We start from the raw sequence: 25107 nt of genomic DNA, 5'->3' as shown, positions 1-25107 counted from the left end.
ATTTTGATGACGCGGCACGTGAGGCAGAGCCGGCGTCGGCGCCTATTGAGCGCATCGGCGGGCAAACGGCAAGAGTAGTGCGGCAACAAAGCGCAAAAGCCGCCCGGCGCGATAAGGAGCCGGGCGGGTGTTTATGTGGATCGCTGCTGCGGTGAATTCTAGCTGTTGGCAGCGCCAGACATCCGCGCGATCAGATGGTCTAGCGACAGGCGGCCCGGCCCGTAGCGCATGATGGCAAGCGCCATCGCCGCCCAGGTGATGTGGATGGGCCAGCCATCGGGAACGGTCAGCTCCACGATGCAAGTCATGAACAGCAGGCCGAGGCCGGCAAAGCGGGTGGCGAGACCGAAGAGGAGAAGCGTCGGGAAGATGATCTCGCCGCAGCCGGAGAGGAAGGCCATGACCGCAGGCATCGGGAAGGGGTAAGGCCCGCCCGGCAGATGCAGCATGAATTCCTGGGTGAAGAGGTCGATTGCCGTATCGTTCAGCTGCAGGAAGCCATCCCATTTCAGGATGCCGGAACGCCAGAAGGGAACGGCGAGCGCCACGCGGATGACAGCCTGAACGATATCGGGCTGGGCGACGGCGCGGACAAGTCCGTCAGCCGTCACTACCAACCTTGCTAGCGGGGAGAGAGCGCCGTGGCGAGGCTCATTGTGCGGCATGGAATCAAGCATATCAGACATTGAAAATCTCCATTTCGACATGGGAGAAGGCCCTGATAGTAGAAAAGGCACGGGCTGCGATCATCTCGCTGATCATGCCGGAGAGATCGAAGGCCGGCTCCGCCTCGAGCCCCGCCGCGACGGCTGCCGCAAGGCATTCGCCTAAGAGCAGCGCGCCGAGGAAGGCGGTTCCGCCCGGCGGCAGGTGGCGAACCGTCACCTCGTCGTCGATGCGCGTGATCAGACCTTCCTCGGGCCGGTTCTCGACACGGCCGACCGGCCCGTCGCCGCGGTTCATGGCGAAGATGGTCACGGCGGGATAGGCCGATGCGATCAGCCGCGTCGATGGATGCGGCTGGAAGGTTACGGCACCGAGTTCTTCCGGCGGTACGGCCGCAGGGGCTTCCGGCTTGAGCGCTGGCGCATCGGCGGCGTGATAGGCATCCAGCCAGGCGCGCTCGACGCGTGCCACATCCGACAGCCAGGGCATGTCCTGCGCGTATTCGTAGCGGTCGATGAAATCGGGGAAATCCCGGCCGTATTCGAAGAGCAGCGGCGAGTTGGGCGGTGTTTCGCGCACGTGAAAGCGGGCCATTGCGCGGAAGAAATCCGCCCCGGTGATGCGTTCGACTGCCGGGAAGATCGACGACAATGCGGCAATCAGACTGACGGTCACGTTGTTGCGGTAGACATTGTAGCGTTTCTCCGCCCGCTTGCCGCGTGGGCCTGTCACCAGGTCAGGGGCCGGTGCATCGGGAGCAAGCAGGGCTGCGGAAAACTGTCCCGCGAAGTCAGGCGCGGATCGGCGCATGGGCAGGATATCAGCCGAGGGCATGGAAGGTCTCCCGGTCACTGGCGTGCCGATCAAGGATCGCCTGTGCGGCCAGCGCCTCGGCACGCAGCACCGGCCAATCGGGGATCTTGCTGTCCCATTCGATCAGGGTCGGGATCGGTCCGCAGCTGTTTATGACGATTTCATAGAGTTGCCAGACGGCATCGGCGACCGGGCCGTCATGGCTGTCGATCAAGAGCAGTTCGCCTTCGTCATCCTCCTGTTCGGCATGGCCGGCGAGGTGGATCTCGCCGACACCGGACAGCGGAAAATCGCGCAGGTATTCCAGTGCTGAAAAGCTGTGATTGGTGGCGGAGACGAAGACATTGTTGATGTCGAGCAGCAGGCCGCAGCCGCTGCGCCGGGCGATCTCGCGGATGAAATCCGTCTCGCTCATGGAGGATTCCGCAAAGAGTACGTAGGTGGACGGGTTTTCGAGCAGGATCGGCCGGCCGATGGCGTTCTGCATCTGATCGACATGATCGCAGACATGGGCAAGCGTTGTGGCGGTATAGGGCAGCGGCAGCAGGTCGTTCAGATAGGTATCGACATGCGTCGACCAGGCAAGATGCTCGGACACCAGCGCCGGTTCGTAACGGTCGACGAGGGTCTTGAAACGCTTGAGATGATCCTTGTCGAGCGGCTGCGGGCCGCCGAGCGACATGCAGACGCCATGCAGTGAAATCGGGTGGTCGCGGCGTACCCTTTCGAGTGCGCGATGCGGCGGGCCACCGGCGCCCATGTAATTCTCGGCATGGACTTCGAAGAAACCCTGCGGGCCTGATACGGCTGAGATTGCTGCAAGATGTTCCGGCTTGAAGCTGGTACCGGCCTGGCCGGCGAGTGAAAGTGTCGGAAAGCGGAGGGTGCTTTCCGTCTCCATGGGAAGGTTGTTCGTCATGCTGACGTTTGCCATGTTCGCCTCCGCTTTCCTGAGCTTTTGGGCTTAGATGTCGCGTGTCAGCGGCTTCAGCGAGCCATGACGGCCGCCGGGAATATCGAGCGAGGCGCAGGTACCGCCCTGGACGAATTTCCACGAATTGCCCTGGAAATCCTTGACCGAGGTGCCCTGGCATGTGGTGCCTGGACCGGCAGCGCAATCGTTCTGGCCCTTCAGCGCAACGCCGTAGCACTTCTCCTTGTGAGCTGCGGTTGCAGCAGCGGCCTCAGCCTTGGTCAGCGGGGCGGCACTGGCCATCGTGGCAAGAGCGGACGTGATCGCGCCGGCAAGAAGGGCGGTGCTGATGGAAGTCTTCAACATTGGTAGTCTCCGTTGCTTGAAACGCCCCTGTTTCAGCGGGGCACGTCCGGTATTCGCAAGGAGAGGGCGGGTTGTTACAGGCGAGGTGGTAACGAACGCGTGATGGGATTCGGGGGGATGTGCGGGCCGGCTGTTTCTATCGGCGAGGGAATATAATATTCGGTGATGTGCCGTGGAACACCCCCTCTGTCCTGCCGGACCTCTCCCCCACAGGTGGGGAGATTGGCTGGGCGCGCCGGTTTCCCCAAACAACAAACGTTGCAAACTGCGCAACGTCAATGACGTGCGAAGGTCGACCCACTTGCCAATCTCCCCACCTGTGGGGGAGATGCCCGGCAGGGCAGAGGGGGGTATCCCACGGAAACACCTCACTTTTCTCGCGCCAACAAGGTGCTGATGCAGAAGAGAGGATAGGAAAACCGAGGGGAGACGTTCCAGTTCCTCGTCACCCGCTTTCCGGGGGATCGGGTGGAGCTTCTCGCCTGACCGTTGTTGGATATCGATCGATACTATCGGCTGGGGTTCCGAAGGTTTAGGATTTTGCCGGGGGAAGGCTTCGGGATGAGGGCGGCGTATCGCGCGGCCCGTGGATGCCGGTGATCGGCTGCCTCTCCCTGTGACAGGATGGGCAGGGATGGATCGGCTGGAAGCCATGCGCGTGTTGCTTGCCGTTGTCGATGCCGGCAGTTTGTCGGCGGGCAGCAAGCGGCTGAATGCGCCGCTGCCGAGCGTCAGCCGCAAGGTGGCCGAGCTGGAGCGGGCGCTCGGTGCCAGCCTCGTCATCCGCACCAGCCGGAAGCTGCAGCTCACCGATGCCGGGCGCGATTATGTGGAAGCGGCGCGCAAGATCATTGCAGAACTGGAGGAGGCGGAGCGCCGGGCCTCCGGCGAATATCAGCGGCCGCGGGGAACGCTGACGATCACCATGCCGGTGGAATTCGGCAACCGTTATGTGCTGCCGATCGCGCTCGGTTTTCTGGCTGAGCATCCGGAGGTGTCTCTCAACCTTCTGTCGCTCGATCGCACCGTTCATCTCGTCAGCGAGCAGGTGGATATCGCCATCCGGCTGGGGGCGCTGGCAGACAGTTCGCTCTATGCCGCCAAGGTAGCCGAATTTCGGCTGCTGACCTGCGCGAGCCCCGATTATCTCGGGCGTTGCGGATGTCCGCAGCATCCGGGCGAACTGCCCGATCATGACGGTATTATCTTCAATAACAGGACCTTCTTCTGGACCTTCGATATCGATGGCCGGCCGGTGGAGGTGGTGCCGCGCCATCGCATCGAGGTCAATACGGCGGCGAACTGCGTTGCCGCCGCTGTCGCTGGAGCCGGTATCGCCAGGCTTTTCGACTACCAGGTCCCCGGCGAACTGGCCTCCGGGGCTCTGGTGCCGATCCTTAATGATTATGCCGGGGCGCCGCAGCCGATCCATATCGTCTATTCGCGCCAGGGCTTTCTGGCGCTCAAGGTGCGCTCCTTCATCGACTGGACGCTGCCGCGGTTGCGGGAGGCCTGCCGGACCTATGGCTCAATCCAGTAGGGCGCGGATTTCGGCAACAACCCGTTCCGGCGCCTGCAGGTGCGGATAGTGGCCGATGCCGGGCAGGATATCGAGTGTCGCGCCGGTCCTCTCGGCGAATTCCGCGCCCATCCGGCTGTCGATATAGATATCCTTTTCGCCCCAGATCACCTTTACCGGCGTCTTGAGCGTTCCAAGGTTTGCTTCAAGCAGATCCTGATCGCGGGTGAAGGCCGCATAATAATGGTAGAAGGCATCGGCGGAGGTGAGGGCGCCATGGCTCCAGCCTTGGACCATGTCTTCCTTGACGCCGGCGGCGAGATCGAACTGCCTGTCGTCAGGCAGGCCACGCCGGTAAGCGTTCTCAAGGATTTCGTCGCTCGTCTGGTTCATGGCGGCGCGGGTCTTGGAAGCCGCCGGCTCGGCCTTCAGGTTCTGCAGGCGCTCATGCATATAGGCCGGCCGGTTGAAGGGGGCGAAGTCGCCGACGATGATGCGCCTTGCGATATCGGGCTCGTCGAGGGCCAGGAGCAGGGCGGGCAGGGCGCCGATATCGGCGGCGTAGATCGTCAGTTTCGATCGGTCGATGCCGGCTTTGTCGATATAGGCCTTCAGCACGCCGGCATAATCACGCGGTGAATAGGAGAAGTTTTCGGCTGCGGGCCGAGATGACAGGCCGTATCCCGGCCAGTCGAAGGCATGCACCTCGAATTCGTCGCCGAGCGCGGCTGCAATGTCGCGCCAGACGAGCGAGGTTTCGGGAAAGCCGTGCAGGAAGAGCACGGTGCCTTTCGGCGCCGGATTGTGCACGACGAGCCGCCGCAGCGTGATATCCCCGCCGATGGCAATGGTGCCGATTTCAGGCTTTTCGGCTTCGGTCGTGCCGGCACTTACGGGGGTGAGTGTGGCGCCCGTGATTGCAGCGGCTACGAGCAATGGTCCAAGTGATGATGTCAGCATATCCGTTGTCCTTCCTCTTCGGCGGCCATACTCGCTCAGAAGCCGCATGGCCGCGATCGGGGTGAATTCTCGTTGACAAGGATCGTGCATCGCGCCTGCCGTCGGTAGACCGCGGCCATGAGAGTCTGCCTCTCATTTTCCCTCGGTACCGGGCGATCGGCCCGGGCCGTACATCATCGCCATCAGCGACGCCGGGGGATGGCCCCGCGTCCCCAAGAAAGGATGATGAGACATGAATGATATGACCGTAAATCTGACAATCGCTCAGCCCGAAAGGGTGCGCGGTCTGCCGGGTCACTCGACCGTTGGCACCGACAATCTCGAGGCTGCGGGGGAATTCTACGACAAGCTCATGGCCGTCTTCGGCATCGGCCGTTTTCTGGTCCAGCCGGGCCGGGCCGTCTATTACGGCGAGCGCACGCTGGAATTCGGCGTCGTGAAGCCTTTCGACGGCAGGCCGGCACGTGCCGGCAATGGCAGTATGGTGGCCTTCGAGGCGCGTTCCCGCGCAAAGGTGCGCGAGGCTCATGCAACGGCACTACAGGCCGGCGGAACGGATGAGGGAGCGCCAGGCCCGCGCGGGGAGAATGGCGAAGGGCCGTACTGCGCCTATTTCCGCGACCCCGAAGGCAACAAGTTCCTGGTCTACCGCGCCGGGCCGGACGAAGCCTGAGATCGCTTCCGGCGCATTTCAGGCGCAAGATGTCAGGCGTCCGAAATGCGGCTGCGAACCTTCCGATGGAATGGAGGCAAGTCATGAAATCAGGGCAATCAATCGCAAGACTAGGCATGTCACGGCGTTCGCTCTTGTTTGCGGGCGCGGCGGCCGGGTTGACGGCGGTGCTGTCGTCGCCTGCGGGCGCGGCCGATCCCGTCGATGCAGAGGCGCTCGCCCACGGAATCCGGCCGTTCCGTGCCGATATTCCCGAGACCGCGCTTGCCGATCTCCAGCGTCGGCTTGCCGCCACCCGCTGGCCAGACGGCGAGACCGTGCGCGACCGTTCGCAGGGGGTGCAGCCGGAGAGGCTGAGGGCGCTGGTGGATGAGTGGCAGTCTTCCTACGACTGGCGCAAAGCCGAGGCGCGGCTGAACGGTTTTCCGCAATTCGTGACCGAGATCGACGGCATCGATATCCATTTCATCCATGTCCGCTCCCGCCACGAGAATGCGCTGCCGCTGATCATGACGCATGGCTGGCCGGGATCGGTGTTCGAGCTGCTTAACGTGATCGGCCCGCTGACCGACCCGACCGCCTATGGCGGCACGGCTGACGATGCCTTCCATCTGGTGATCCCCTCGATCCCCGGCTTCGGCTTTTCCGGCAAGCCCAAGGAGACGGGTTGGAACCCGCAGCGCATCGCGACCGCCTGGGACACGCTGATGAAACGGCTCGGTTATACCAGCTATGTTTCGCAGGGCGGCGACTGGGGCGCGATCATCAGCGATGCGCTGGGGCGGCAGGCGCCGGAGGGGCTGCTTGGCATCCACGTCAACAGGGTCGAGCGCGCGACCACCTTTCCGCCGGATGCGGCGCAGGCGCTGATGAGCGGGGCGGCCGCGCCCGACAGCTTGTCACCAGAGGAGAAGCTGATCTTCATGGAAGCCCGGGATTTCCTCGCCAATGGCTTCGGCTACGCTGCGATCATGGGAACCCGGCCGGAAACGATCGGCTACGGGCTTGCGGATTCTCCCGTGGGGCTTGCGGCCTGGCTCTATGACAAGATCGCCGACTGGGTGTTTACCCCCGGAGATCCTGAACAGGCGCTCGGCAGCCAGGCTATTCTCGACAATATCACGCTCTACTGGCTCACCAATACCGGGCCTTCGAGCGGGCGCATCTACTGGGAGAATGTCGCGGCCGGCGCAAAGCTGGAGCCGGTCAAGGTTCCGGTCGCGGTCACGGTCTTTCCCGGCGAGGTTTACCGGCCGCCGCGACACTGGCTCGGCAGAGCCTATCCGCAGTTGATCTATTACCACGTGGCTGCAAAAGGCGGGCATTTTGCGGCTTGGGAGCAGCCGGAACTCTTCGCCCAGGAAGTCCGGGCCGCGTTCAGGACATTGCGCTCATAGGCAGATCGCATTTCCGCGAGCGCTTGGGAACATCGAGCTTTTTCGACCGTTTGCGAAGAGGAACGACCTGGAGGAGGAATCCCAATGAGTAATCTCCATAATGACAGCGCCCCCGAATTCTCAGGCGGCGGGGGCCGCAGTACGCTGACCGCTTTCTTCGACAGCCGCGATGACGCCGACAGGGCGATCGACCGGCTGAAGAACCTGGGTATCACCGGTGTCAGAATGATGCGAGGATATGAAGCGGATGGCGACAAGGCAGGCGTTGCCGGCGACGACCGCAGCGGTTTCTGGTCGAAGCTGGAGGACTGGCTGTTTCCGGATGAAGACCGGTCGGTCTATGCCGAAGGCCTGCGCCGGGGCGGCTTTCTGATCTCCGTCGAGGTCGATGATGCCACCTACGGTATCGCATACGACATTCTCGATGACGAAGGCTCCATCGATATGGACGAACGTGCGGACCTCTGGCGCGCAGAGGGCTGGAATATCAGCAAGTCGAACGAGGCTTTTGCAGCCTCGAAATATGATGCAAGCCAGGCTCGTGAAGCTGATGATGCCGAGCGTGCCCGGCAGGCAAGTGCTGTGCAGGATGACGTCTTTGCAGCCGGTGCGGCCGGTATGGCCGGCCCGGCCACGCCGATGGGACGTCATACCCGCCGGCTCGATCCGAATTCCCCGCGCGTTCGTGCCTATGATCTCAACGACGAGGCACCGCTCGATCAGGAGCTGCGTGACGACATCATGCCGACCGGACATCACCGCACGGTGGAGGAATCCACGGAGCGCGCAGAGCGCGAGCTTCGCCAGGCTCAGGACGTGGACGGCATGCGGCAGGAGCAGACGCTGCCGCGCGGTCGATAATGGTCTGAAACATGGGCGCGCCGGATTTCCGGCGCCCCCTTAGAGCGGCGGAAGGAAAACGGAATCATCTCTGCCGCTTTAAGGTTTTTGTTCAAGCATTGGATTATCCGAAGGCCGCTTCATACTTTGCGCGACATGCCTTAATGCGCGGTGCCGTCGACGATGACGTGATCATGATCCCTGGAGCATTTCTCGATGCGGGCATGGATCTTGTAGACTTCGCGCAGCATGTCGACGGTGACGACCTCGCGCGGCTTGCCGCAGGCGCGCATGCGGCCGTTCTGGATGATCAGTACCTTATCTGCGAAGCGCAGCGCCTGGTTCAGGTCGTGGATGGCGATCAGTACGATCATGCCGCGCTTGCGGGCCTGGCGCTGCATGAAATCAAGCACTTCCACCTGACGGTGAAGATCGAGCGCGCTGGTCGGCTCGTCCATCAGCATGATCTCCGGCTCGCGCACGAGCGCCTGGGCGATGGAGACGAGCTGGCGCTGGCCCCCTGACAAGGCGCCGAGATCGCGGAAGGCAATCGCCTCGATGTTCAGCGCCTTCATGACGTCGTCGATGAGCCTGAGATCCTGATCGCTGACGCCCCAGGACTGGCCCTGCTTGCGGGCAAGCAGGATCGATTCATAGACCGTCAGCACCGCATTGGCCGAGGTGTCCTGCGGCATGTAGCTGATGGCGTTCTTTGTCTTTGCGCCCTCGACCAGCACGTTTCCCGGACCTTTCAAGAGGCCGGTGATGCGCTTGAAGAGGGTGGACTTGCCGGCGGCATTCGGGCCGATCACGGCGACGAGTTCGCCGGCATTCATTTTCGGTGTCGTCACGTTTTCGACGAAGAGTTTGCGGCCGTGATAGGCGCCGACCGATTGCAGCTGAAGCGCTACCATGAGCGACTCCTGTTCGAGAGGATGAGCGAGAAGAAGAAGGGCACGCCGACCAGCGCCGTGATGATGCCGATCGGGAAGACGACGCCCGGAATGATCGACTTCGAGACGACAGAGGTTAGCGAGAGCAGCAGGGCGCCTGAAAGGATCGAACCCGGCAGGAAGAAGCGCTGGTCTTCGCCGAGGATCATGCGGGCGATATGCGGGCCGACGAGGCCGACGAAGCCGATCGTGCCGACGAAGCTGACGGGAACGGCCGCCAGCAGCGAGACGATGAGCATCGTCTCCAGCCGGATGCGGCGTACATTGACGCCGAAGCTCGCCGCCTTGTCCTCGCCGAGGCGGATCGCCGTCAGCGCCCAGGCATGGCGGGCAAAGAGCGGCAGGGCGAAAAGCAGCACGGCAAGCGTGATCCAGATCTTCGGCCAGGTGGCCTTGGTGAGGCTGCCCATGGTCCAGAAGACGACGGCCGAGAGCGCCTGTTCGGAGGCGAGGTATTGCAGGAAGGCGAGAGCCGCATTGAAGGTGAAGACGAGCGCGATGCCGAGCAGCACGACTGTTTGCACGGACACGCCGCGCGCCTGTGAGATGAAATGGATGAAGAGCGTGGCGACGAGCGCCATGATGAAGGCATTGACCGGTACCAGCAGGCCTGCCGCAACCGGCAGGATCGGCACGCTGGTGACGATCGCGAGTGCGGCGCCGAAGCTTGCGGCGGCGGAAATGCCTAACGTGAAGGGGCTTGCCAGCGGATTGGCAAGGATCGTCTGCATCTGCGCGCCGGCGACCGAGAGCGATGCGCCGACGACGATCGCCATGACGGCGACCGGCATGCGGATATCCCAGACGACGGCGCGGATCTGCGCCGAGACGGAGTCGGGATAGAGGAGGGCGGTCACGACCTCATCGAGCCCGTAGCGGGCCGGCCCCCAGGCGAGATCGACGGCGAAGGACAGGCAGAGCGCTGCCGTCATGGCAAACAGGATCACAAGCTTGCGGCGGGCGAGGGCGCGGTAACGCGCCCTGCCTGCTTCGACCTCGATCGGGGCGACGGCGATCTCTGCCATCTCGCCTTACTTTCCGGCCTTGGCGTCGACCCAGTAACCCGGCTGATAGGCGACGGGCAGAAACTTCTCGTGGAATTCCTTGAAGGTCGCGTCCGGGTCGAGATCGGCAAAGAGGTCCGGGTGGAACCACTTGGCCATCTGCTGCACGGCGACGAACTGGTAGGGGCTCGTGTAGAACTGGTGCCAGATCGCATGCACATTGCCATCAGCAACCGCCTTGGAGCCGGTGAAGGCCGGGTTCTGGACAAGGGCATCCAGCGCCTTGCGGCTATCGTCGATGGTGGCGGCAGCGGCCGGGCCGACATTGACGAAATCCTTGGCATCCTTGGTCTGGCTCCAGTTCGAGCCTGTCACTACGACGACGTCAGGATTGGAGGCGACGACCTGTTCGGCATTGATCGAGCCGGTGTAGCCCGGCAGGAAATCGGAGCCGAGATTGTGGCCGCCGGCCCAATCCACCATCAGGCCGAAATTGTCGGGGCCGAACGTGCCGCAGCACTCGACGAGGCCCGCGGCGCGATACATGAAGACATTAGGCTTCTTGGGGTTGGCTTCCTTCAGCTTGTCGGTGACGCGTGCCATCTGCTGCTTCCAGTAGGCAGCGACGGCCTGGGCGCGGTCTTCATGGCCGAAGAGCTTGCCGAGGATCTCCAGGCTCGGCTCGGTATTGGCGAGGATGTGCTCGCGGAAATCGATATAGACGATCTTCACGCCGATCTTGTTCAGCGTGTCCTCGAGCTTTACCTCGTCGGCGGCCTTCTTGTTGCCGATCGGCAGCAGCATGACATCGGGGTGAAGCGCCACAACCGTCTCGGTCTGCAGCGTGCCATCCGTCAGGTTGCCGAGGAAGGGCAGGTCCTTACCCCTAGGGAATTTCTCGACATAGGCGTTGAAGCCATCCTTGTCGGTCGTCCAGAGATCATTGCGCCAGCCGACGATCTTGGCGAAAGGATCGTCCTTCTCGATCGGGGCGACGGCATAGAGCATGCGGCCTTCGCCAAGGATCACGCGCTCGACCGGCTTGTCGAAGGTGACCTCGCGGCCCGCCACATCCTTGATGGTGAAGGGATCGGCAAAAGCCGAAAGCGGCAGCAGGCCCGCAACCGCAACTGCGGATACCGCAAGCAATTTCATAAATTTCATCTGGAAACTCTCCCCGTCCTTGGTAATGTCCCGAGGCATAGAAAAATTGACTTTTGGAATCAAGTTTTATGTTTTAGAGCTTTTCCAAAGTAGTGCCGTGCCGAGGTGAAGATGATGGACACGATGAACACAAATTACTCTATTCGCGATGAAATCCGGGACTTCTGGTCGGAAAGGGCGGCGACGTTCGACGAGAGTGTCGGCCACGAAATCTTTTCCGAAACTGAGCGTAGGGGCTGGCAGCGGCTGATCCGCAAGCATCTCGGCGAGGGGCAGGAGCGGGCAGCACTCGACCTTGCCTGCGGCACGGCGGTCATTTCCCACCTCATGCATGGGGCGGGCTTCAAGGTGACGGGGCTCGACTGGTCGGATGCGATGCTGGCGCAGGCGCGTGCCAAGGCGAAGAAGCGCGGCACCGATATCCGCTTCGTCTCGGGCGATGCGGAAAACACCATGGAGGCCAAGGAAAGCTACGACGTGATCACCAACCGCCATCTCGTCTGGACGCTGATCGATCCACCCTCGGCCTTCCGCGAGTGGTTCTCCGTGCTGAAGCCCGGCGGCAAGGTCCTGATCGTCGACGGCAACATGGGCAAGGAGACCTGGGTCAAGGGCCTGCAGAAAGTCTGGACAAAGCTGACCGGCAAGGCGCCGGCGAGCCACATGAAGCCCGAGATGATGGCCCGCCACCAGGCCATCCGCTCGCGCGTCTATTTCTCCAAACAGATGCCGGCCGAAGCGATCGTCGAGCTGCTGCGCCAGGCGGGCTTCGACAATATCGTCGTCGACCGCAAGCTCTCCGATATCCACTGGGCGCAGGCGCGCAAGATGCCCTTCCTGCGCGGGCTGGAGCGCATGGTGCAGGACCGCTTCGCGATTTGCGCGACGAAGCCGGACTGAGCTCCGGCAGCCCCCAGGGGAGCCAATTATTCCGACGTTGTCTCCTCAATCTCCTCCGGAATGAAGCCACCGGTCTGGCGTTTCCAGAGGCGCGCGAAGAGGCCGTCGCCTTCGATCAATTCCTCCGGCCGGCCTTCTTCGATGATGCGGCCGTGGTCGAGCACGACAATGCGGTCCATGCTCGATATGGTGGAGAGGCGGTGAGCGATGGCGATGACGGTTTTGCCTTCCATCACCAGGTTCAGACGCCCCTGGATCGCGGCTTCGGATTCGCTATCGAGGGCCGAGGTTGCCTCGTCCAGCACCAGGATCGGTGCATTCTTGAGGAGTACGCGAGCGATCGCCACGCGCTGGCGCTGGCCGCCCGAAAGCTTGATGCCGCGATCGCCGACATAGGCCTCGTAGCCCTTGCGGCCCTCGCTATCGGCGAGATCGGCGATGAAGATATCGGCGCTCGCCATTTTCGCGACACTCTCGATCTCCTCTTGCGTCGCCTCCGGCCGGCCGTAGCGGATGTTGTCGCCGACCGAGCGGTGCAGCAGCGCCACATCCTGGGCGATGACGCCGATGGCGCGGCGAAGGCTCGACTGGGTGACTGAGCGGATATCCTGGCCATCGATGAGGATCGCTCCGTCCTTGATGTCGTAAAAGCGCAGGAGCAGGTTGGCGAGTGTGGTTTTGCCGGCGCCCGAGAGGCCGACAAGGCCGACTTTCTCGCCGGGCCGGATCGTCAGCGACAGATCATCGATAATGGACTTGCCGGATTTGTAGGCGAAGCGGACATGCTCGAAACGGACTTCGCCCGATGTTACAGCGAGCTCCTTCGCATCCGGCAGGTCGGTGATGGTGGGCGGCGTCGTCATGACCGGCATGGCATCCTTGATGGTGCCGATCGCCTGGAAGATTTGCTGGCCCATCTGCAGGAAGGTGAAGATCTGCGTCGACAGCCGGTTCAGGATATAGACCGCGCCGACGAACTCGCCGACCGTGAGGAAACCGTTGACGAGGCCGGAGAAGCCGATCGATAACATGCTCAGCCACAGCAGCGTGTTGAGCACGACGACCGTCAGTTCCGATGTGCGGTAGATGCGCTGTTCGCTGTGCTGCGTCTGCACGGCCGTCTGGATGGTCCGGCGGATGGCACCCGCCTCGCTGTCTTCGGCTGCGAACTGCTTGATCATCTGCATGTTGGTGTAGAGATCGGTGATGGCGCCGGCGACCAGGCTGCGCTGCTTGGCGGTGCGGCGCGAGCGCTCGACGAAAACAGGCACGATCCGGACCGTGAAAGCCACATTGAGCGCGATCCAGATGACGACGGGCAAGGCGAGCTGCCAGGCGAGCGCGCTGAGCAGGATCACCGAGCCGATCAGCTGCATCAGGAAGCGCGGGATGGACTGGAAGGCGGCAATGATCTGCTGCTGGACGGCGGACGCCACCTGCGACAGGCGTGAGGAGACCTGCCCGGCATAGAGATCATGGAAGAAGGCGAGATCTTGCCGCTCGACCGCCTTGTGGCCCTGCCACTGGATGGCGGCCGGCATGCCGACACCGAGCGTATGGGACTGCAGGGTGTTGAGCATGAATGAAACGATCGGCATGACAGGGAAAATCAGCAGGCCGAGGATGGTCAAAAGCAGCCATTCACTCTGCAGGAAGGCGGAGGCACCCTGCTGTGTCACGCCATCGACAATGACCGAAAGTCCCCAGACGATCGACAGATTGATCGCCTCGAACAGCATGGAGGAAAGGGCGAGCACGATCAGCACGCCGCGAAACATCGAGATGAAGTGCAGGAGCACCGTCAACGGCCCCTTCGACGGCAGCGGACGGTAGGGGATATCGAGCGGCCGGATCAGCGTTTCGAAGGGACGGTAGATCGCATCTGAAATCGACATAATCGACTTAGGCCTCTCGGGTGCAACATCGGGAAGAGGACGGCGTATCGGGCGACGCGGGCTGCATGGAATCATCTTCCGGCTGCAATCTCAATTAGAAATTTTGGAAATCTTTGTGATCACAGGGCGAAGTATCAACTTGACCCCCGCGCAACGCTGCCTTGCTGGAAGTGCTCGTCGGCAGCGACGATCTGCACCCAATGGTGTTTGGACTGCTCGAAGATCGATTTGGTGGGCGCCGGGAATTGGCTCACGTCGGCCAAAGCTCCCAGGGCGACGCCGAGCATGGAGGGCAGGTTGTCGGCCTTCCAGTAGACCGACGAGCCGCAGTTCGGGCAGAAATAGGAATGCACCTTTCCGCCGCTTGCCGCATCGCGGGTGTATTGCTTGCCGAAGCCACACACGGTGACGGCTTCGGCCGGATAGAAGGCGCCGGCGCCGAAGGGGGCGCCTGTTCGTCTCTGGCATTCGATGCAGTGACAGGCGATCACCACATTTGGTTTCTCCGGCAGCGCCAGTCTGAGCGCGCCGCAACTGCATTGGGCATTGGCCATCGGGAGACTCCTGTTTCGCGAGGGGGGAAGATTTCGGGGTTTGTGGGGAGATGCCGGGGCGCGGAGCTGAATTCGCTCACCTTGAAATGACGGCAGTGCCGTCAGCGGCGGCACCTTTCCGGAAGTGCCATAAGCGAGAGATCAAGCCGACACGCCGATAATAGACCATGCTCGAAGCGATTCTGCTCGGAAAGCCGATGCCCGTGGAACAGGCCCGGCTTTTGTTCGACGGATCAGACCAGTCGGCCTGGCATCGTGATCCTGCAATTGCAGGACCTGCCGCCTCAGCCGCGACGAGCTGCCTCTATTGCCGCGACGTCGATCTTGCGCATGGTCATCATCGCGTCGAAAGCACGCTTTGCCTCGGCCCCGCCTGCCTGTATCGCTTCCATCAGGGCGCGCGGTGTGATCTGCCAGGAGACGCCCCATTTATCCTTGCACCAGCCGCATTCGCTTTCCTGGCCGCCATTGCCGACGATTGCGTTCCAGTAGCGGTCGGTTTCTTCCTGATTTTCCGTCGAGATCTGGAACGAAAAGGCCTCGCTATGCTTGATCGAGGGGCCGCCATTCAGGCCGATGCAGGGAATGCCGGCAACCGTGAATTCCACAACCAGCACCTCTCCCTGCTGGCCGGCCGGATAGTCGCCGGGGGCGCGATGAATGGCGCCGACTTTGCTGTCCGGAAAGATCCCGGCGTAAAAGCGGGCGGCCTCCTCGGCGTGCTTGTCATACCAGACACAGATCGTGTTCTTGTGCATCGCGCGGTCCTTTGGTGTTTTCCCCTGATGGCAGTGACATAAGGGACAAAGCGGTTTTCTCCAGTCCAAGCGCGCCATTTTAAAAAATTGCGGCTGCTATCCCCAGAACCATGATTTGTTGACCTCCGTCCTCGCCTCTGATGGGGTGAGGCCGATATCGCGGAGCGCGTCGTCGGACAGGCAGGAGAGCGCCAGCCTCTCGCGGCGCTTGTTCAGGTAAAGGCGGATGCCCATCAGGCAGCGGCGTACGACGCCACCGGTCGGGGCGCGATCTAGAGTTCTCGATATTTCCACGTTAGTCGTCATCAGGCATCTCCAGCACTCGTCTTGGACGCCTCAAAATGGACTGGCACATGCCCGCAAGGAAGCTTATGGTTCTTATGCAATCCATAAGGAATTTTTCTGATGCTGAATCTCGACCAGCTTGCCGCCTTCGTCAGCGTCATCGATCTCGGTAGCTTTACGGCTGCTGCCGAAAGAGCGGGCCTGACGCAGCCGGCCGTCAGCCTGCAGGTGAAATTGCTGGAACAGAGGATGGGGGTTCGGCTGATCGAGCGGGTCGGCCGCCGGGCGCAGCCATCTGCGGCGGGCGTCGAACTGCTGGCCCATGCGCGCCGGATCCTCGGCGAATGCGCGTCGGCCGAGGAGGCGATGACGCCTTACAGGCAAGGTGCGGTGGGGCGCGTGCGGATCGGCAGCGGCGGCACCGCCTCGATCCATCTGCTTCCCCGCGCGATCGCTGCCGTCAAGAAGCGCATGCCCGGTCTGGAAATCGTGGTTCGTGTCGGCAACACTGACGAGATGGTCCGCGATCTCGAAACCAATGCGCTCGATATCGCCGTCGTGACGCTGCCGGCGTCCGGCCGCTCCATAGAGGTCGAGCCCTTTTATGAGGACGAGCTTATCGCCGTGGCTCCCAAGGGGAGCGCGATGCCTGAGGGTGGGCCGACGGCTGATTTCTTCACGGACAAGATCATGATGCTCTATGAGGGCGGCAATACGCGCCGGGCCACCGACGAATGGTTTGAGGCTGCGGGCATCAGGAGCCAGCCCACCATGGAGTTCGGCAGCGTCGAGGCGATCAAGGAACTGATTGCGGCGGGACTCGGATGGTCGATACTTCCGGGGCTTGCCCTGAAGCGTGACCGGGGCCGGTTCGTGACGTCACCCGTTCAGCCGCCGCTCGTGCGCCAGCTCGGCATGGTCATCCGGCGCGACAAACATCTGACGCGGGGACTGCGCGAGGTGATGAAGTGCCTTCGCGCATTCGAGGCGTAACGGCTTTTGACTAAGCTGTCATGCGGCAGCTCCGAGAGCGCTTTGCTCGGCGCAGATCCGATCGATCAGGGCATCGAAATCGCCCTTCGGTGGGCGGCCCTTCGCGAAACGCTGCTTCAGGTGCATGATCGGCTCTTCCAGAATTTCGTCCAGGCTTGTGGCGCAGGTGAAATCGCCGGCTACACTCTTGACCTTGGAATTATCGAAAATCGCTGTCCAGGCCTTGTCGCCAGTCAGCGGGCCGATCCATTCCGGATTATACTTGACTAGCGTGTCTGTCGGCACATGGACGATCTTCGCCTCGACGCCCAGCAACCTGGCGATCGCCTTCTGGATGTGATCCCAGATATGGGCGTGGTCGTTGGTGATGTGGAAGATATCGTGCAGCGCCTTCTGCTTGCCGAACAGGCCGACGAAGGGCACGGCGAAATCGACCGAACGGGTCAGCGTCCAGGGCGTATGGCCGTCGCCAGCAACGATGGTCGGCTCGCCATCCAGCATGCGCCGCGCCATGACGTCGCTATCGCCCATCATGATGGGCAGGCCGGTGCGGACGGTGTGGCTGGGGCGCACAATCGTCCAGGCGAGCTTGTCCGCCTTCTTCAGCAGCTCCTCGCAGGCGATCTTGGCCTGGCTATAGGGCCAGTAGGGGTTGATTGCCGGTGTTTTCTCTTCTGTGATCACATAATGGCGGGCCGGCTTTTCATAGACCGACGCTGACGAGATGAAGATGTGCTGGCCGCAATGGCCGGAGAAGATCTCGATATCGCGGGCGATCTGATCCGGCGTGAACGCGATGAACTGGGCGACGACGTCGTAATTGGCCTTGGCGAGATCGGCATAGGCTGATGATCCAAGCTCGCCGACGATGGAGATGACGCCCGCGGGCAGGGGATCGCCTCTCAGGCCGCGGTTGAACACGCTGACATCATGGCCTTGAGCCACGGCGCGCTCGACGCAGGGATAGGAAATCTGGCCGGTGCCGCCAATGAAAAGGATCTTCAAAGCCATAAGGGATCTCCGTGTCGGATGGGGCAGGATTATCGATAATCTTCATAGCGCGAAAGCGATGAGCCGTCTTCTGCAAAATGGCCGGCATGGTGACGCAGCAGGCATTTGCGTGTCGGCAACCGGTTTGCAGGCCTGCTCAGGGCGCGACCATCAGCTTGCCGATCTCCTGGGCCAGTTGATCCTGGGTGTAGGGCTTTCCGAGCTTGGCGACGTCAAGGTCTAGCCCGGGCGGGAGTTCGGCATATCCCGATGCAATGAGGATCGGCAAGCCGGGGGCTATGGTGCGGACGGCTTTGGCGAGGTCTCCGCCCGTCATGCCGGGCATGGAGTAATCGGTGATCATCAGATCGAAGTCCGCGCCGCTGCCCAGGCACTCGAGAGCTTCTTTCCCCGAATGGGCCTCGACCACTTCATGGCCGAGATCGGTGAGCATATCGGCAGAGCTCATGGCGATCAGGATGTCGTCGTCGACGAGCAATATGCGCTTCGGGCCCGAGACCTTGTCTGGGTCCGCCGGCATCGCGTCATCAGGCTCGGTATGGACGCTGGCCGATGTGGAGACGGGGATCCACAGTTCGGCGGTCGTGCCTTTGCCGGGCATGCTTTCCAGTTTCAGGTCGCCCTTCAACTGCAGTGCCAGACCATGGATCATGGAGAGCCCGAGGCCAGTTCCCTTCCCGAGCTCCTTTGTCGAAAAGAATGGCTCGATCGCCTTTTGCAGCGTTTCCTTGTCCATGCCATAGCCGTGGTCGGCGACAGTCAGGACGACGTAGCTGCCGGCGGCAAGCTCATCGGTCGGCGCAATCTGCTCCGCCTCCTTCAGCTCGATGCGGATCGTGCCGCCATCTGGCATCGCGTCGCGGGCGTTGACGGCAAGATTGAGCAGGGCCAGCTCGATCTGGTTGGCATCGGCCGAGACGAGAGGAAGATTCTCGGGAACCGTGGTTTCGATCAGGACGGTGGAACCGACGGAGCGCTTCAGGAGATCCGCCATGCCGAGCACCAGGGCGCGCATGTCGACCGGGTCAATGCGCAGGTCCTGTCGCCGCGCAAAGGCCAGCAGTCTCTGGGTGAGGGAGGCGCCGCGTTTCGCTCCCTGCAGGGCGCCGTCGATCAGGCGGGCGGCCCTGATGTCGTCTCCGACATATTTACGCAGCAGTTCAAGGTTGCCGAGGACGGCCATCAGCAGATTGTTGAAGTCGTGCGCCACGCCGCCGGTGAGCTGGCCGATCGCCTCCATCTTCTGGGCCTGGCGAAGCTGCTCTTCGGCGCGCTCGCGCTGGCTGACTTCCGCCATCACCGCGGCATGCGCCCGCTCCAGCTCGCGCGTGCGCTCGGCGACCTTTTCCTCCAGTATTTCATTGAGCTGCCGCTGGTGCTCCTCGGCCTTCAGCCGCGCCGTGATGTCGGCAGAGACACCCACCATCTTGATCGCCTTGCCGGAGCGATCCTTATAGAGCTGCGCCCGGATTTCGGCCCAATGAACGGAACCATCGCTCCAGATGGTCCGGTATTCGATGGAATAATCCGCGCCGGTTTCAACGGTCTTGCTTACTGCCGCCTCCATGCGCTCCCGGTCTTCGGGGTGAACGGAGCTTAGCAGATCCTTGTAGGTAAACGGGTCTTCGGGACGGCGGCCGAAAATGGCCTTGCAGGTCGACGAGGTCGTCAGCACGCCTGACGCAAGGTCGAGTTCCCATGCGCCGAGCCGCCCGGCTTCCAGAGCCGTCTGAAGCCGGCGCTCGCCTGCATCGAGGGCCTCCATGCGCAAACGCGCATCGTACTGCCGCCGGCGTCCGCGCATGGCAGAGCGGGCAACGCTGATGAAGGTGGTTGCGTGGAACGGGCGTTCGACGAAGCTGACATTGCCAAGGACCTCTGACAGCCTGGCGGCTGCGGGATTGCGCTCGGGACCGCCGCCCCTGTTTGTCAGGATGATGAAGGGCAGATCGGACCAGCTCGGCTGCTGCTCGATCCAGGCGGAGATGGCGCGCAGATCGGCGGAACGCAACGCCTCTTCAGTGACGACAGCAAAGGCGACGTCGTCATTAAGGCTTTCGACCAAGGAGGATAGATCGGTCGTCGCTTTTGGTTGTACGCCCGCTTCCTGCAGGAGCGAAGCTGCAATCTGCGCATCACGCCCGATTGGAGCGTGGATCAGGCCGATGGCATCGCTGTTAGGAATGGTGGCCGTCCTCGTCTGAGGTTTCAAGAAGCGGCTGTCTTTCTCCGATGAATGTCGGAACGCCGCGAAGCACGCCCTGGAAACCGGAGAGCGGCTCGCCGAGGGTCAGCCCTTCATTGGTGATGTGGAATTCTCTGATAGTCTCTTCGTGGCTGCCGGTGCGTTTCTTGATGACGGAAACCGCGCGGCGCACTTTTCCGAGCGCCTCGAAATAGCGCAGCAGGACCACGCTATCGGCGAGATAGGTAACATCGACCGGTGATTTCATGTCGCCAACGAGGCCGTGCTGGGCAACGGTGAGGAAGGTGTTGGCGCCCTGGCGGTTCAGATATTGGAGAAGCTCATGCATGTGAAGGATGAGCGCGTTTTCCTCCGGCATCGATGCTTGATAGCCGTTGATACTGTCGATGACGACGGTCTTGGCGTCGTAGCTGGCGACCCGATCCCTGACACGTTGCACAAACTCTCCGGGCGACAGCTCGGCGGCATCCAGTTGCTCGATATGGATCAGTCTGTCGTCGTGCATCTTCTCCAGATCGATACCCATCGATCTCGTGCGCGAAAACAGCAGCCCAAGCTCTTCATCGAAGATAAAAACAGCCGCCTTTTCGCCGCGCTTGACCGCCGCATCGACGAACTGCAGGGTAAACAGGCTCTTGCCCGTACCTGCCGGGCCGATCAGCAGCGTGCTGGAGCCGCGCTCGATCCCGCCGCCCAGGAGATCATCGAATTCCTTGATACCGCTCGAGAGGGTCGTTCGCTCGAAGCCCTTCTTGTGCTCGATTGCGCGCAGCCTTGGAAATACCGCCACACCGCCGGTCTTGATGACGAAGTCGTGGTATCCGCCGCGAAAGGACTGGCCGCGATATTTGATGACCCGCAGCCGCCGACGCTCCGAGCCGTAATCGGGTGCAAGCTGTTCGAGATGGATCACGCCATGAACGACACTGTGAACGGTCTTGTCGAGATTATCTGACGTCATGTCGTCGAGGAGCAGGACTGTGGCATCCGACCGGGCAAAGAAATGCTTCAGCGCCAGGATCTGCCGGCGATAACGTAGCGAGCTTTGGGCGAGAAGCCTGATTTCCGAGAGGCTGTCGATGACGACCCTCTGCGGCTTTATCCGCTCGAAGGCCTCGAAGATCAGCTTGGTGGTCTCGCCCAGCTCCAGGTCCGACGAATAGAGGAGGCTCTGCTGCTGATCGGCGTCGAGCAGGCTTTCGGGCGGCACGAGTTCGAAGATTTTTATGCCGTCGCCGAGTTCCATTCCATGCGAGGCGGCGCTGTCGCGCAACTCTTCCTCGGTTTCGGAAAGACTTATGTAAAGGCAGCTCTCACCGAGATCAGCGCCTTCAAGTAAAAACTGCAAGGCGATGGTTGTTTTTCCGGTGCCGGGCGAGCCTTCCAGCAGGAATACATGACGACGTGTAAACCCGCCGAATAATACATCGTCCAGTCCTTCGATTCCGGTCTCCGCCTTCTTGCTCAAAACTTGGTCCATGCCGTCTCCTATATCAGCCAAGGAGTTAGGGCAGGAGGCTCAAGGAGCAAGACTGCTGATGACGTTGATTTGCGAAACGGGATTCGTCCCGATCGGTAACCGCGCCGGCGGCGTCGACGGCGGAAAGGCTTGGAGCCGCCGGTCAGGCGCCGCTTTGCGGCAAGCGCCGGCGGACGATGCCGGCGTGGAATTTTGCGCCGTAAAGGAGCCCGTCATCGTTGAAATCGAAGGTCGGATTGTGGAGCGGCGCGGAGGCCTCGCCATTGCCGAGGAAGACGAAGCAGCCGGGAACGACATCGAGGAAACGGGCGAAATCTTCCGAGGCCGTCATCGGTTCCTTTCGGACCTCGATGCTGGCGGGCGTGAAGATATCGCGGGCAGCAGCGAAAGCCTCTTCGGTGAGGGCAGGGTCGTTCAACAGGGGGATGAATTCCCTTGTGTAGGTGACTTCGGCCGAGAGATTGTAGGTCAGTGCGGTGCCTTCGGAGATGATGCGCATCTGCCTTTCGATTTCGGCGCTGACGTTGGAGTGGAAACTTCTAGCATCTCCAAGAATGCGGGCGAGGCCCGGCAGGGCGTTGCGGGTGCCGTCGGTCAGGAGTTCGGTGACGGAGACGACGCCGATATCGGTTGGGTCGAGGCGGCGGGAAACGATGGTCTGCAGGTTCAGGACCAGGGCGCAGGCGGCGACCAGCACCTCGTTCGTCGCATGCGGGCGGGCGGCATGGCCGCCGGTGCCCTTGAGCGCGATCTCGAAATTATCCTCCGCCGACATGAAGGCGCCGGGACGCGTCTGGAAATGGCCGACGGGCAGGCCCGGCAAGTTGTGGATGCCGTAGATCTCGTCGAAGGGGAAGCGCTCGAAAATGCCGTCCTCGATCATCGCGAGTGCGCCCTTGCCCCATTCCTCGGCGGGCTGAAAGATGAAGCGCACAGTGCCGTCGAAACCGCCTTCTCCGGCGAGCATTCTGGCCGCACCGAGCAGCATGGCGGTGTGGCCGTCGTGGCCGCAGGCATGCATGACGCCCGGGTTGCGCGAGGCATAGGGTCGGTCGGCCTGCTCGGGAATGCGCAGGGCGTCCATATCGGCTCTCAGCGCAATCGAGCGGTTGCCGCTGCCGCGTTTCAGTGTGCCGACGACGCCCGTGCCGCCGATGCCTTCCGCGACATCATCGAGGCCGAATTCACGGAGTTTTTCGGCGACAAAGGCCGAGGTCTGCTTTTCCTCGAAGCCGAATTCCGGGTGGGCATGGAGGTGGCGTCTCCAGGCGCGCATGTCCGCGACCAGTTGATCGAGATCCATCGCTATTCCTCCTGCGCCAGTATGCTGACGACATCGAGCAGGATGTTGGCGCCTGCGACGAGATCGTCATGAGAGGTAAATTCCCTCGGATTATGGCTGATGCCGCCCTTGCTCGGTACGAAGATCATGGCTGATGGCGCGATGCGGGCGATCATCTGGGCATCGTGGCCGGCGCCGGAGGTCATGCGCTTGCAGGGCAGGGCGCGGGCTCTGGCGGCGTCTTCGATCGCGGCGACGATCTGTTCGTCGAATTTGACCGGCTCGAAGCGGGCGAGCCGCTCCACCGATATCGTAGCCTGCTCTTCGACAGCGAGGCTTTCGAGGAAGCGGGCAAGGGCTGCCTCTTCCTCTCTCAGCCGATCCTCATCCGGGTCGCGCAGGTCGACGGTGAAGATTGCCCGCGAGGGGATGACGTTGATAGCGTTCGGCTGGAACTCCAGGCAGCCGACGGTCGCGACCGTCGGTGTGTTCGATGCCATGGCGCGCTCGCGCAGGAAAGTGATGACGCGGGCGCTCGCATGGCCGGCATCGCGGCGCATCGTCATCGGCGTGGTGCCGGCATGGTTGGCGTCACCCTCGATCGTCACGCGCTGCCAGGAAATGCCCTGCAGGTTTTCCACCGCGCCAAGCGGGATGCCCTCGCGCTCCAGCACCGGACCCTGCTCGATATGGAGTTCGATATAGGCGTGGGGCTTCAGGAAACCCGGCTCTTTCTCACCGGCATAGCCGATGCGTTTCAGCTCGTCACCGAGCAGTGACCCGTCGGTTCCTGTTGTCGCAAGCGCTGTCTCTACATCAAGTCCACCGGCATAGACGAGCGAGCCCATCATATCGGGCGCATAACGCACGCCTTCCTCATTGGTGAAGGCCGCGACGGCGATAGGGCGGGAGGGGATGAAGTCTGATGCCTTCAGCGTTTCGATGACCTCAAGGGCCGACAGCACGCCGTAGCAGCCGTCATAGATGCCGGCGTCTATGACGGTATCGATATGCGAGCCGAGCAGCGGCGGGCGATCCTCCGTGCCAGCGGGCGCCCAGATGCCGAAAATGTTGCCGATCCGGTCGATGGCGAGTTCCAGTCCGGCAGCCTCGATCCAGGTGACGAGGCGATCGCGGCCGAGCTTGTCCGTGTCGGAGGCGGCAAGGCGCACCAGCCTGCCATCGGCATCGCGACCGATCGCGCCGAGTTCGGCAAGCCGGCCGAGGAGCCTCGATGGATCGATGGATGTGTTGCTCATGCTGCACCTCGCGACAGGACCGCGTCAGGCGAGCGTCCGACGATTTCCTGATATCGGCCGGGATCGGTGGCGCCTTCCGTGTTCACCGCGAAGATGCGCGAATCCGCGCCGAGGGAAAGGGCGGCTTTCGCCTCGGGATCGGCGAGCGCCTTCAGGAGACCGGCAAGGCCGACGCCGCCGCTTTCGCCCGAGACGATGGCGGGATCGCTGCCCAAGGGGTTGGCAAGCTGCCGCATGATGGAGATCGCATCCTCCTCATCGACGGTCATGAAGGCATCGGCGGTGCGCGACAGGATGCGCCAGGCGACGAGGGAGGGCTCGTAGCATTCCAGCATCGCCATGACGGTCGGTTCGCCATGGGCAATGGTGACCGGATGGCCGGCACGCGCGGTTTCGAACAGGCAGGCGGCACGGGCGGGATCGACGACGGTGAAGACCGGACGCTGCGCGCCCAGCACAATCGCCAGATGGCCTGCGACGGCAGCGGCGATGCCGCCAACACCGGACTGGATGAAGACATGGGTGGGCGGCTGCGGCATCTGTTTCAGCGCCTCGCGCACCAGCGCCGTATAACCCTGCATGACGAGGCCGGGGATGCGCTCATAGCCGGGCCATGAGGTGTCGGACACGATGGTCCAGCCGCGTTCTTTCGCGACGCGGGTGGCTTCCTTCACGGAGTCGTCGTAGCTTCCCGCCACCCGGATCATCTCTGCCCCAAAGCGGGCAATCGCGGCGACGCGTTCGTCGCTTACACCGGCATGGACAAAAATCGCCGCCCGCGCACCAACGAGGGATGCACCCTGGGCGACCGAGCGGCCATGATTGCCATCGGTGGCGCAGGCAAAGGTCATGGCTTCCGCGAGTTTTCGCACGTCCGGAGAGTGCAGTTCGGCCATGCCGATCTTTCGTCCGAGCCTTGCCTCGGCGGCCTCCAGAACGAGGCGAATGACGGCATAGGCGCCGCCGAGCGCCTTGAAGCTGCCGAGCCCCAGGCGTTTTCCCTCATCCTTCACATGGATCGCAGCAACGCCTGACGCGGCTGCCAGCGCCGGCAGGGAGACGAGCGGTGTTTCGGCATTGTCGTCGCGGTGGCGCAGGTGGTCTTCCACGCCTGCGACAGCGGCAATGCCGAGCGTATCGGCATCTGTCGCTTCGAGCTGATGTCGATAATCGCTTGTCGTGTTGAGGATGAACATGAAGGCCTCGCTGCTCTTTC

24 protein-coding genes are annotated in these 25107 nt (G+C 62.3%); 6 read left to right on the top strand and 18 right to left on the bottom strand.

The features are described 5' to 3' along the window. Positions 1-158: 158 nt before the first annotated feature. From AB8B33_RS13475 to AB8B33_RS13460, 4 genes are read right to left on the bottom strand one after another with little or no spacing between them, the layout of a single operon-like run. Positions 159-686, bottom strand: a complete 528-nt coding sequence (locus AB8B33_RS13475) for a DoxX family protein (protein WP_439015768.1) — start codon at positions 684-686, stop codon at positions 159-161. Continuing rightward, on the bottom strand, positions 679-1500 hold the full coding sequence (locus AB8B33_RS13470; RefSeq protein ID WP_439015767.1) for an HvfC/BufC family peptide modification chaperone: 822 nt from the start codon (positions 1498-1500) through the stop codon (positions 679-681). Before AB8B33_RS13470 ends, AB8B33_RS13475 begins: the two co-directional genes overlap by 8 nt. After that, positions 1487-2413: an MNIO family bufferin maturase gene (gene bufB / locus AB8B33_RS13465; protein WP_439015766.1), complete on the bottom strand. Its 927-nt coding sequence runs from the start codon at positions 2411-2413 to the stop codon at positions 1487-1489. The genes AB8B33_RS13470 and bufB overlap by 14 nt, the downstream gene beginning before the upstream one ends. Positions 2414-2443: 30 nt before the next feature. Next, positions 2444-2758 (bottom strand): BufA1 family periplasmic bufferin-type metallophore, encoded by a 315-nt coding sequence (locus AB8B33_RS13460; RefSeq protein WP_018115181.1) that lies wholly within the window; start codon positions 2756-2758, stop codon positions 2444-2446. Positions 2759-3392: 634 nt separating this feature from the next. Between AB8B33_RS13460 and AB8B33_RS13455 the strand changes: the two genes are divergently transcribed. After that, positions 3393-4298, top strand: coding sequence for a LysR family transcriptional regulator (locus tag AB8B33_RS13455; protein WP_439015765.1), 906 nt, complete (start codon positions 3393-3395; stop codon positions 4296-4298). Here AB8B33_RS13455 and AB8B33_RS13450 read toward each other — a convergent pair. Beyond that, positions 4287-5237, bottom strand: coding sequence for an alpha/beta fold hydrolase (locus AB8B33_RS13450; protein ID WP_439015764.1), 951 nt, complete (start codon positions 5235-5237; stop codon positions 4287-4289). The two genes, AB8B33_RS13455 and AB8B33_RS13450, sit on opposite strands and share 12 nt — an antisense overlap. Before the next feature lie 232 nt (positions 5238-5469). On the opposite strand from AB8B33_RS13450, the gene AB8B33_RS13445 reads away from it, so the two are divergent. From AB8B33_RS13445 to AB8B33_RS13435, 3 genes are all read left to right on the top strand, one after another. After that, positions 5470-5910 (top strand): VOC family protein, encoded by a 441-nt coding sequence (locus AB8B33_RS13445; RefSeq protein WP_113183435.1) that lies wholly within the window; start codon positions 5470-5472, stop codon positions 5908-5910. 83 nt (positions 5911-5993) lie between these two features. Continuing rightward, a complete protein-coding gene (locus AB8B33_RS13440) occupies positions 5994-7307 on the top strand; it encodes an epoxide hydrolase family protein (RefSeq protein WP_439015763.1) in 1314 nt (437 codons plus the stop codon). An 84-nt stretch (positions 7308-7391) separates the two neighbouring features. Further along, a complete protein-coding gene (locus AB8B33_RS13435) occupies positions 7392-8168 on the top strand; it encodes a hypothetical protein (protein ID WP_439015762.1) in 777 nt (258 codons plus the stop codon). Between the two features lie 140 nt (positions 8169-8308). Here the strand turns inward: AB8B33_RS13435 and AB8B33_RS13430 are convergent, their stop codons facing one another. The 3 genes from AB8B33_RS13430 to AB8B33_RS13420 are packed head-to-tail and all read right to left on the bottom strand — an operon-like array spanning position 8309 to position 11268. Continuing rightward, complete coding sequence (locus AB8B33_RS13430; protein ID WP_439015761.1) at positions 8309-9061, bottom strand: ABC transporter ATP-binding protein; 753 nt, start codon at positions 9059-9061, stop codon at positions 8309-8311. Then, positions 9055-10125, bottom strand: a complete 1071-nt coding sequence (locus AB8B33_RS13425; protein WP_439015760.1) for a FecCD family ABC transporter permease — start codon at positions 10123-10125, stop codon at positions 9055-9057. The genes AB8B33_RS13430 and AB8B33_RS13425 overlap by 7 nt, the downstream gene beginning before the upstream one ends. Positions 10126-10131: 6 nt before the next feature. Beyond that, complete coding sequence (locus tag AB8B33_RS13420) at positions 10132-11268, bottom strand: ABC transporter substrate-binding protein (protein WP_113321306.1); 1137 nt, start codon at positions 11266-11268, stop codon at positions 10132-10134. Between the two features lie 114 nt (positions 11269-11382). On the opposite strand from AB8B33_RS13420, the gene AB8B33_RS13415 reads away from it, so the two are divergent. Next, positions 11383-12168, top strand: coding sequence for a methyltransferase domain-containing protein (locus tag AB8B33_RS13415; protein ID WP_439015758.1), 786 nt, complete (start codon positions 11383-11385; stop codon positions 12166-12168). A 26-nt stretch (positions 12169-12194) separates the two neighbouring features. On the opposite strand, the gene AB8B33_RS13410 is transcribed toward AB8B33_RS13415, so the two are convergent. The 4 genes from AB8B33_RS13410 to AB8B33_RS13395 form a co-directional block, all read right to left on the bottom strand. After that, positions 12195-14063 carry an ABC transporter ATP-binding protein gene (locus AB8B33_RS13410; RefSeq protein ID WP_439015757.1) on the bottom strand — a complete coding sequence of 623 codons (1869 nt, stop codon included), beginning with the start codon at positions 14061-14063 and terminating at the stop codon, positions 12195-12197. A 134-nt stretch (positions 14064-14197) separates the two neighbouring features. After that, a complete protein-coding gene (locus AB8B33_RS13405; protein ID WP_439015756.1) occupies positions 14198-14617 on the bottom strand; it encodes a GFA family protein in 420 nt (139 codons plus the stop codon). Between the two features lie 284 nt (positions 14618-14901). Beyond that, entirely contained in the window at positions 14902-15375 is a 474-nt protein-coding gene (locus AB8B33_RS13400) for a VOC family protein (protein WP_439015755.1), read from the bottom strand. 96 nt (positions 15376-15471) lie between these two features. Then, complete coding sequence (locus AB8B33_RS13395; protein ID WP_439015754.1) at positions 15472-15681, bottom strand: DUF1127 domain-containing protein; 210 nt, start codon at positions 15679-15681, stop codon at positions 15472-15474. Positions 15682-15780: 99 nt separating this feature from the next. Here AB8B33_RS13395 and AB8B33_RS13390 point away from each other — a divergent pair, with 99 nt between their 5' ends. Further along, on the top strand, positions 15781-16653 hold the full coding sequence (locus tag AB8B33_RS13390; protein ID WP_439015753.1) for a LysR family transcriptional regulator: 873 nt from the start codon (positions 15781-15783) through the stop codon (positions 16651-16653). Between the two features lie 18 nt (positions 16654-16671). Here AB8B33_RS13390 and AB8B33_RS13385 read toward each other — a convergent pair whose 3' ends face one another. The 6 genes from AB8B33_RS13385 to AB8B33_RS13360 all read right to left on the bottom strand — a co-directional run bounded on the left by AB8B33_RS13385 (position 16672) and on the right by AB8B33_RS13360 (position 25087). Next, the gene (locus AB8B33_RS13385) at positions 16672-17664 is read right to left on the bottom strand and encodes an SDR family oxidoreductase (protein WP_439015752.1); all 993 of its coding nucleotides are present in this window, start codon (positions 17662-17664) and stop codon (positions 16672-16674) included. 136 nt (positions 17665-17800) lie between these two features. Continuing rightward, positions 17801-19876, bottom strand: coding sequence for a PAS domain-containing protein (locus AB8B33_RS13380; RefSeq protein ID WP_439015751.1), 2076 nt, complete (start codon positions 19874-19876; stop codon positions 17801-17803). After that, positions 19842-21350: an ATPase domain-containing protein gene (locus tag AB8B33_RS13375; protein WP_439015750.1), complete on the bottom strand. Its 1509-nt coding sequence runs from the start codon at positions 21348-21350 to the stop codon at positions 19842-19844. Before AB8B33_RS13375 ends, AB8B33_RS13380 begins: the two co-directional genes overlap by 35 nt. A gap of 142 nt (positions 21351-21492) precedes the next feature. Beyond that, on the bottom strand, positions 21493-22653 hold the full coding sequence (locus tag AB8B33_RS13370) for a M20 aminoacylase family protein (protein WP_439015749.1): 1161 nt from the start codon (positions 22651-22653) through the stop codon (positions 21493-21495). Between the two features lie 2 nt (positions 22654-22655). Next, positions 22656-23891: a Zn-dependent hydrolase gene (locus tag AB8B33_RS13365; RefSeq protein ID WP_439015748.1), complete on the bottom strand. Its 1236-nt coding sequence runs from the start codon at positions 23889-23891 to the stop codon at positions 22656-22658. Beyond that, entirely contained in the window at positions 23888-25087 is a 1200-nt protein-coding gene (locus tag AB8B33_RS13360; protein ID WP_439015747.1) for a diaminopropionate ammonia-lyase, read from the bottom strand. Before AB8B33_RS13360 ends, AB8B33_RS13365 begins: the two co-directional genes overlap by 4 nt. Positions 25088-25107: the final 20 nt, after the last annotated feature.

The sequence above is a fragment of the Rhizobium sp. 768_B6_N1_8 genome (genome assembly GCF_051811225.1).
Taxonomy (GTDB): Bacteria; Pseudomonadota; Alphaproteobacteria; order Rhizobiales; family Rhizobiaceae; genus Rhizobium.
Note: the sequence above shows the minus strand (reverse complement) of the source record. Positions and strands in the feature narration are given on the sequence as shown.

Coding starts and splice junctions, on each gene's coding strand:
- AB8B33_RS13475 (WP_439015768.1), bottom strand. CDS start 686: ATGTCTGATATGCTTGATTCCATGCCGCACAATGAGCCTCGCCACGGC.
- AB8B33_RS13470 (WP_439015767.1), bottom strand. CDS start 1,500: ATGCCCTCGGCTGATATCCTGCCCATGCGCCGATCCGCGCCTGACTTC.
- bufB (WP_439015766.1), bottom strand. CDS start 2,413: ATGGCAAACGTCAGCATGACGAACAACCTTCCCATGGAGACGGAAAGC.
- AB8B33_RS13460 (WP_018115181.1), bottom strand. CDS start 2,758: ATGTTGAAGACTTCCATCAGCACCGCCCTTCTTGCCGGCGCGATCACG.
- AB8B33_RS13455 (WP_439015765.1), top strand. CDS start 3,393: ATGGATCGGCTGGAAGCCATGCGCGTGTTGCTTGCCGTTGTCGATGCC.
- AB8B33_RS13450 (WP_439015764.1), bottom strand. CDS start 5,237: ATGCTGACATCATCACTTGGACCATTGCTCGTAGCCGCTGCAATCACG.
- AB8B33_RS13445 (WP_113183435.1), top strand. CDS start 5,470: ATGAATGATATGACCGTAAATCTGACAATCGCTCAGCCCGAAAGGGTG.
- AB8B33_RS13440 (WP_439015763.1), top strand. CDS start 5,994: ATGAAATCAGGGCAATCAATCGCAAGACTAGGCATGTCACGGCGTTCG.
- AB8B33_RS13435 (WP_439015762.1), top strand. CDS start 7,392: ATGAGTAATCTCCATAATGACAGCGCCCCCGAATTCTCAGGCGGCGGG.
- AB8B33_RS13430 (WP_439015761.1), bottom strand. CDS start 9,061: ATGGTAGCGCTTCAGCTGCAATCGGTCGGCGCCTATCACGGCCGCAAA.
- AB8B33_RS13425 (WP_439015760.1), bottom strand. CDS start 10,125: ATGGCAGAGATCGCCGTCGCCCCGATCGAGGTCGAAGCAGGCAGGGCG.
- AB8B33_RS13420 (WP_113321306.1), bottom strand. CDS start 11,268: ATGAAATTTATGAAATTGCTTGCGGTATCCGCAGTTGCGGTTGCGGGC.
- AB8B33_RS13415 (WP_439015758.1), top strand. CDS start 11,383: ATGGACACGATGAACACAAATTACTCTATTCGCGATGAAATCCGGGAC.
- AB8B33_RS13410 (WP_439015757.1), bottom strand. CDS start 14,063: ATGTCGATTTCAGATGCGATCTACCGTCCCTTCGAAACGCTGATCCGG.
- AB8B33_RS13405 (WP_439015756.1), bottom strand. CDS start 14,617: ATGGCCAATGCCCAATGCAGTTGCGGCGCGCTCAGACTGGCGCTGCCG.
- AB8B33_RS13400 (WP_439015755.1), bottom strand. CDS start 15,375: ATGCACAAGAACACGATCTGTGTCTGGTATGACAAGCACGCCGAGGAG.
- AB8B33_RS13395 (WP_439015754.1), bottom strand. CDS start 15,681: ATGACGACTAACGTGGAAATATCGAGAACTCTAGATCGCGCCCCGACC.
- AB8B33_RS13390 (WP_439015753.1), top strand. CDS start 15,781: ATGCTGAATCTCGACCAGCTTGCCGCCTTCGTCAGCGTCATCGATCTC.
- AB8B33_RS13385 (WP_439015752.1), bottom strand. CDS start 17,664: ATGGCTTTGAAGATCCTTTTCATTGGCGGCACCGGCCAGATTTCCTAT.
- AB8B33_RS13375 (WP_439015750.1), bottom strand. CDS start 21,350: ATGGACCAAGTTTTGAGCAAGAAGGCGGAGACCGGAATCGAAGGACTG.
- AB8B33_RS13370 (WP_439015749.1), bottom strand. CDS start 22,653: ATGGATCTCGATCAACTGGTCGCGGACATGCGCGCCTGGAGACGCCAC.
- AB8B33_RS13365 (WP_439015748.1), bottom strand. CDS start 23,891: ATGAGCAACACATCCATCGATCCATCGAGGCTCCTCGGCCGGCTTGCC.
- AB8B33_RS13360 (WP_439015747.1), bottom strand. CDS start 25,087: ATGTTCATCCTCAACACGACAAGCGATTATCGACATCAGCTCGAAGCG.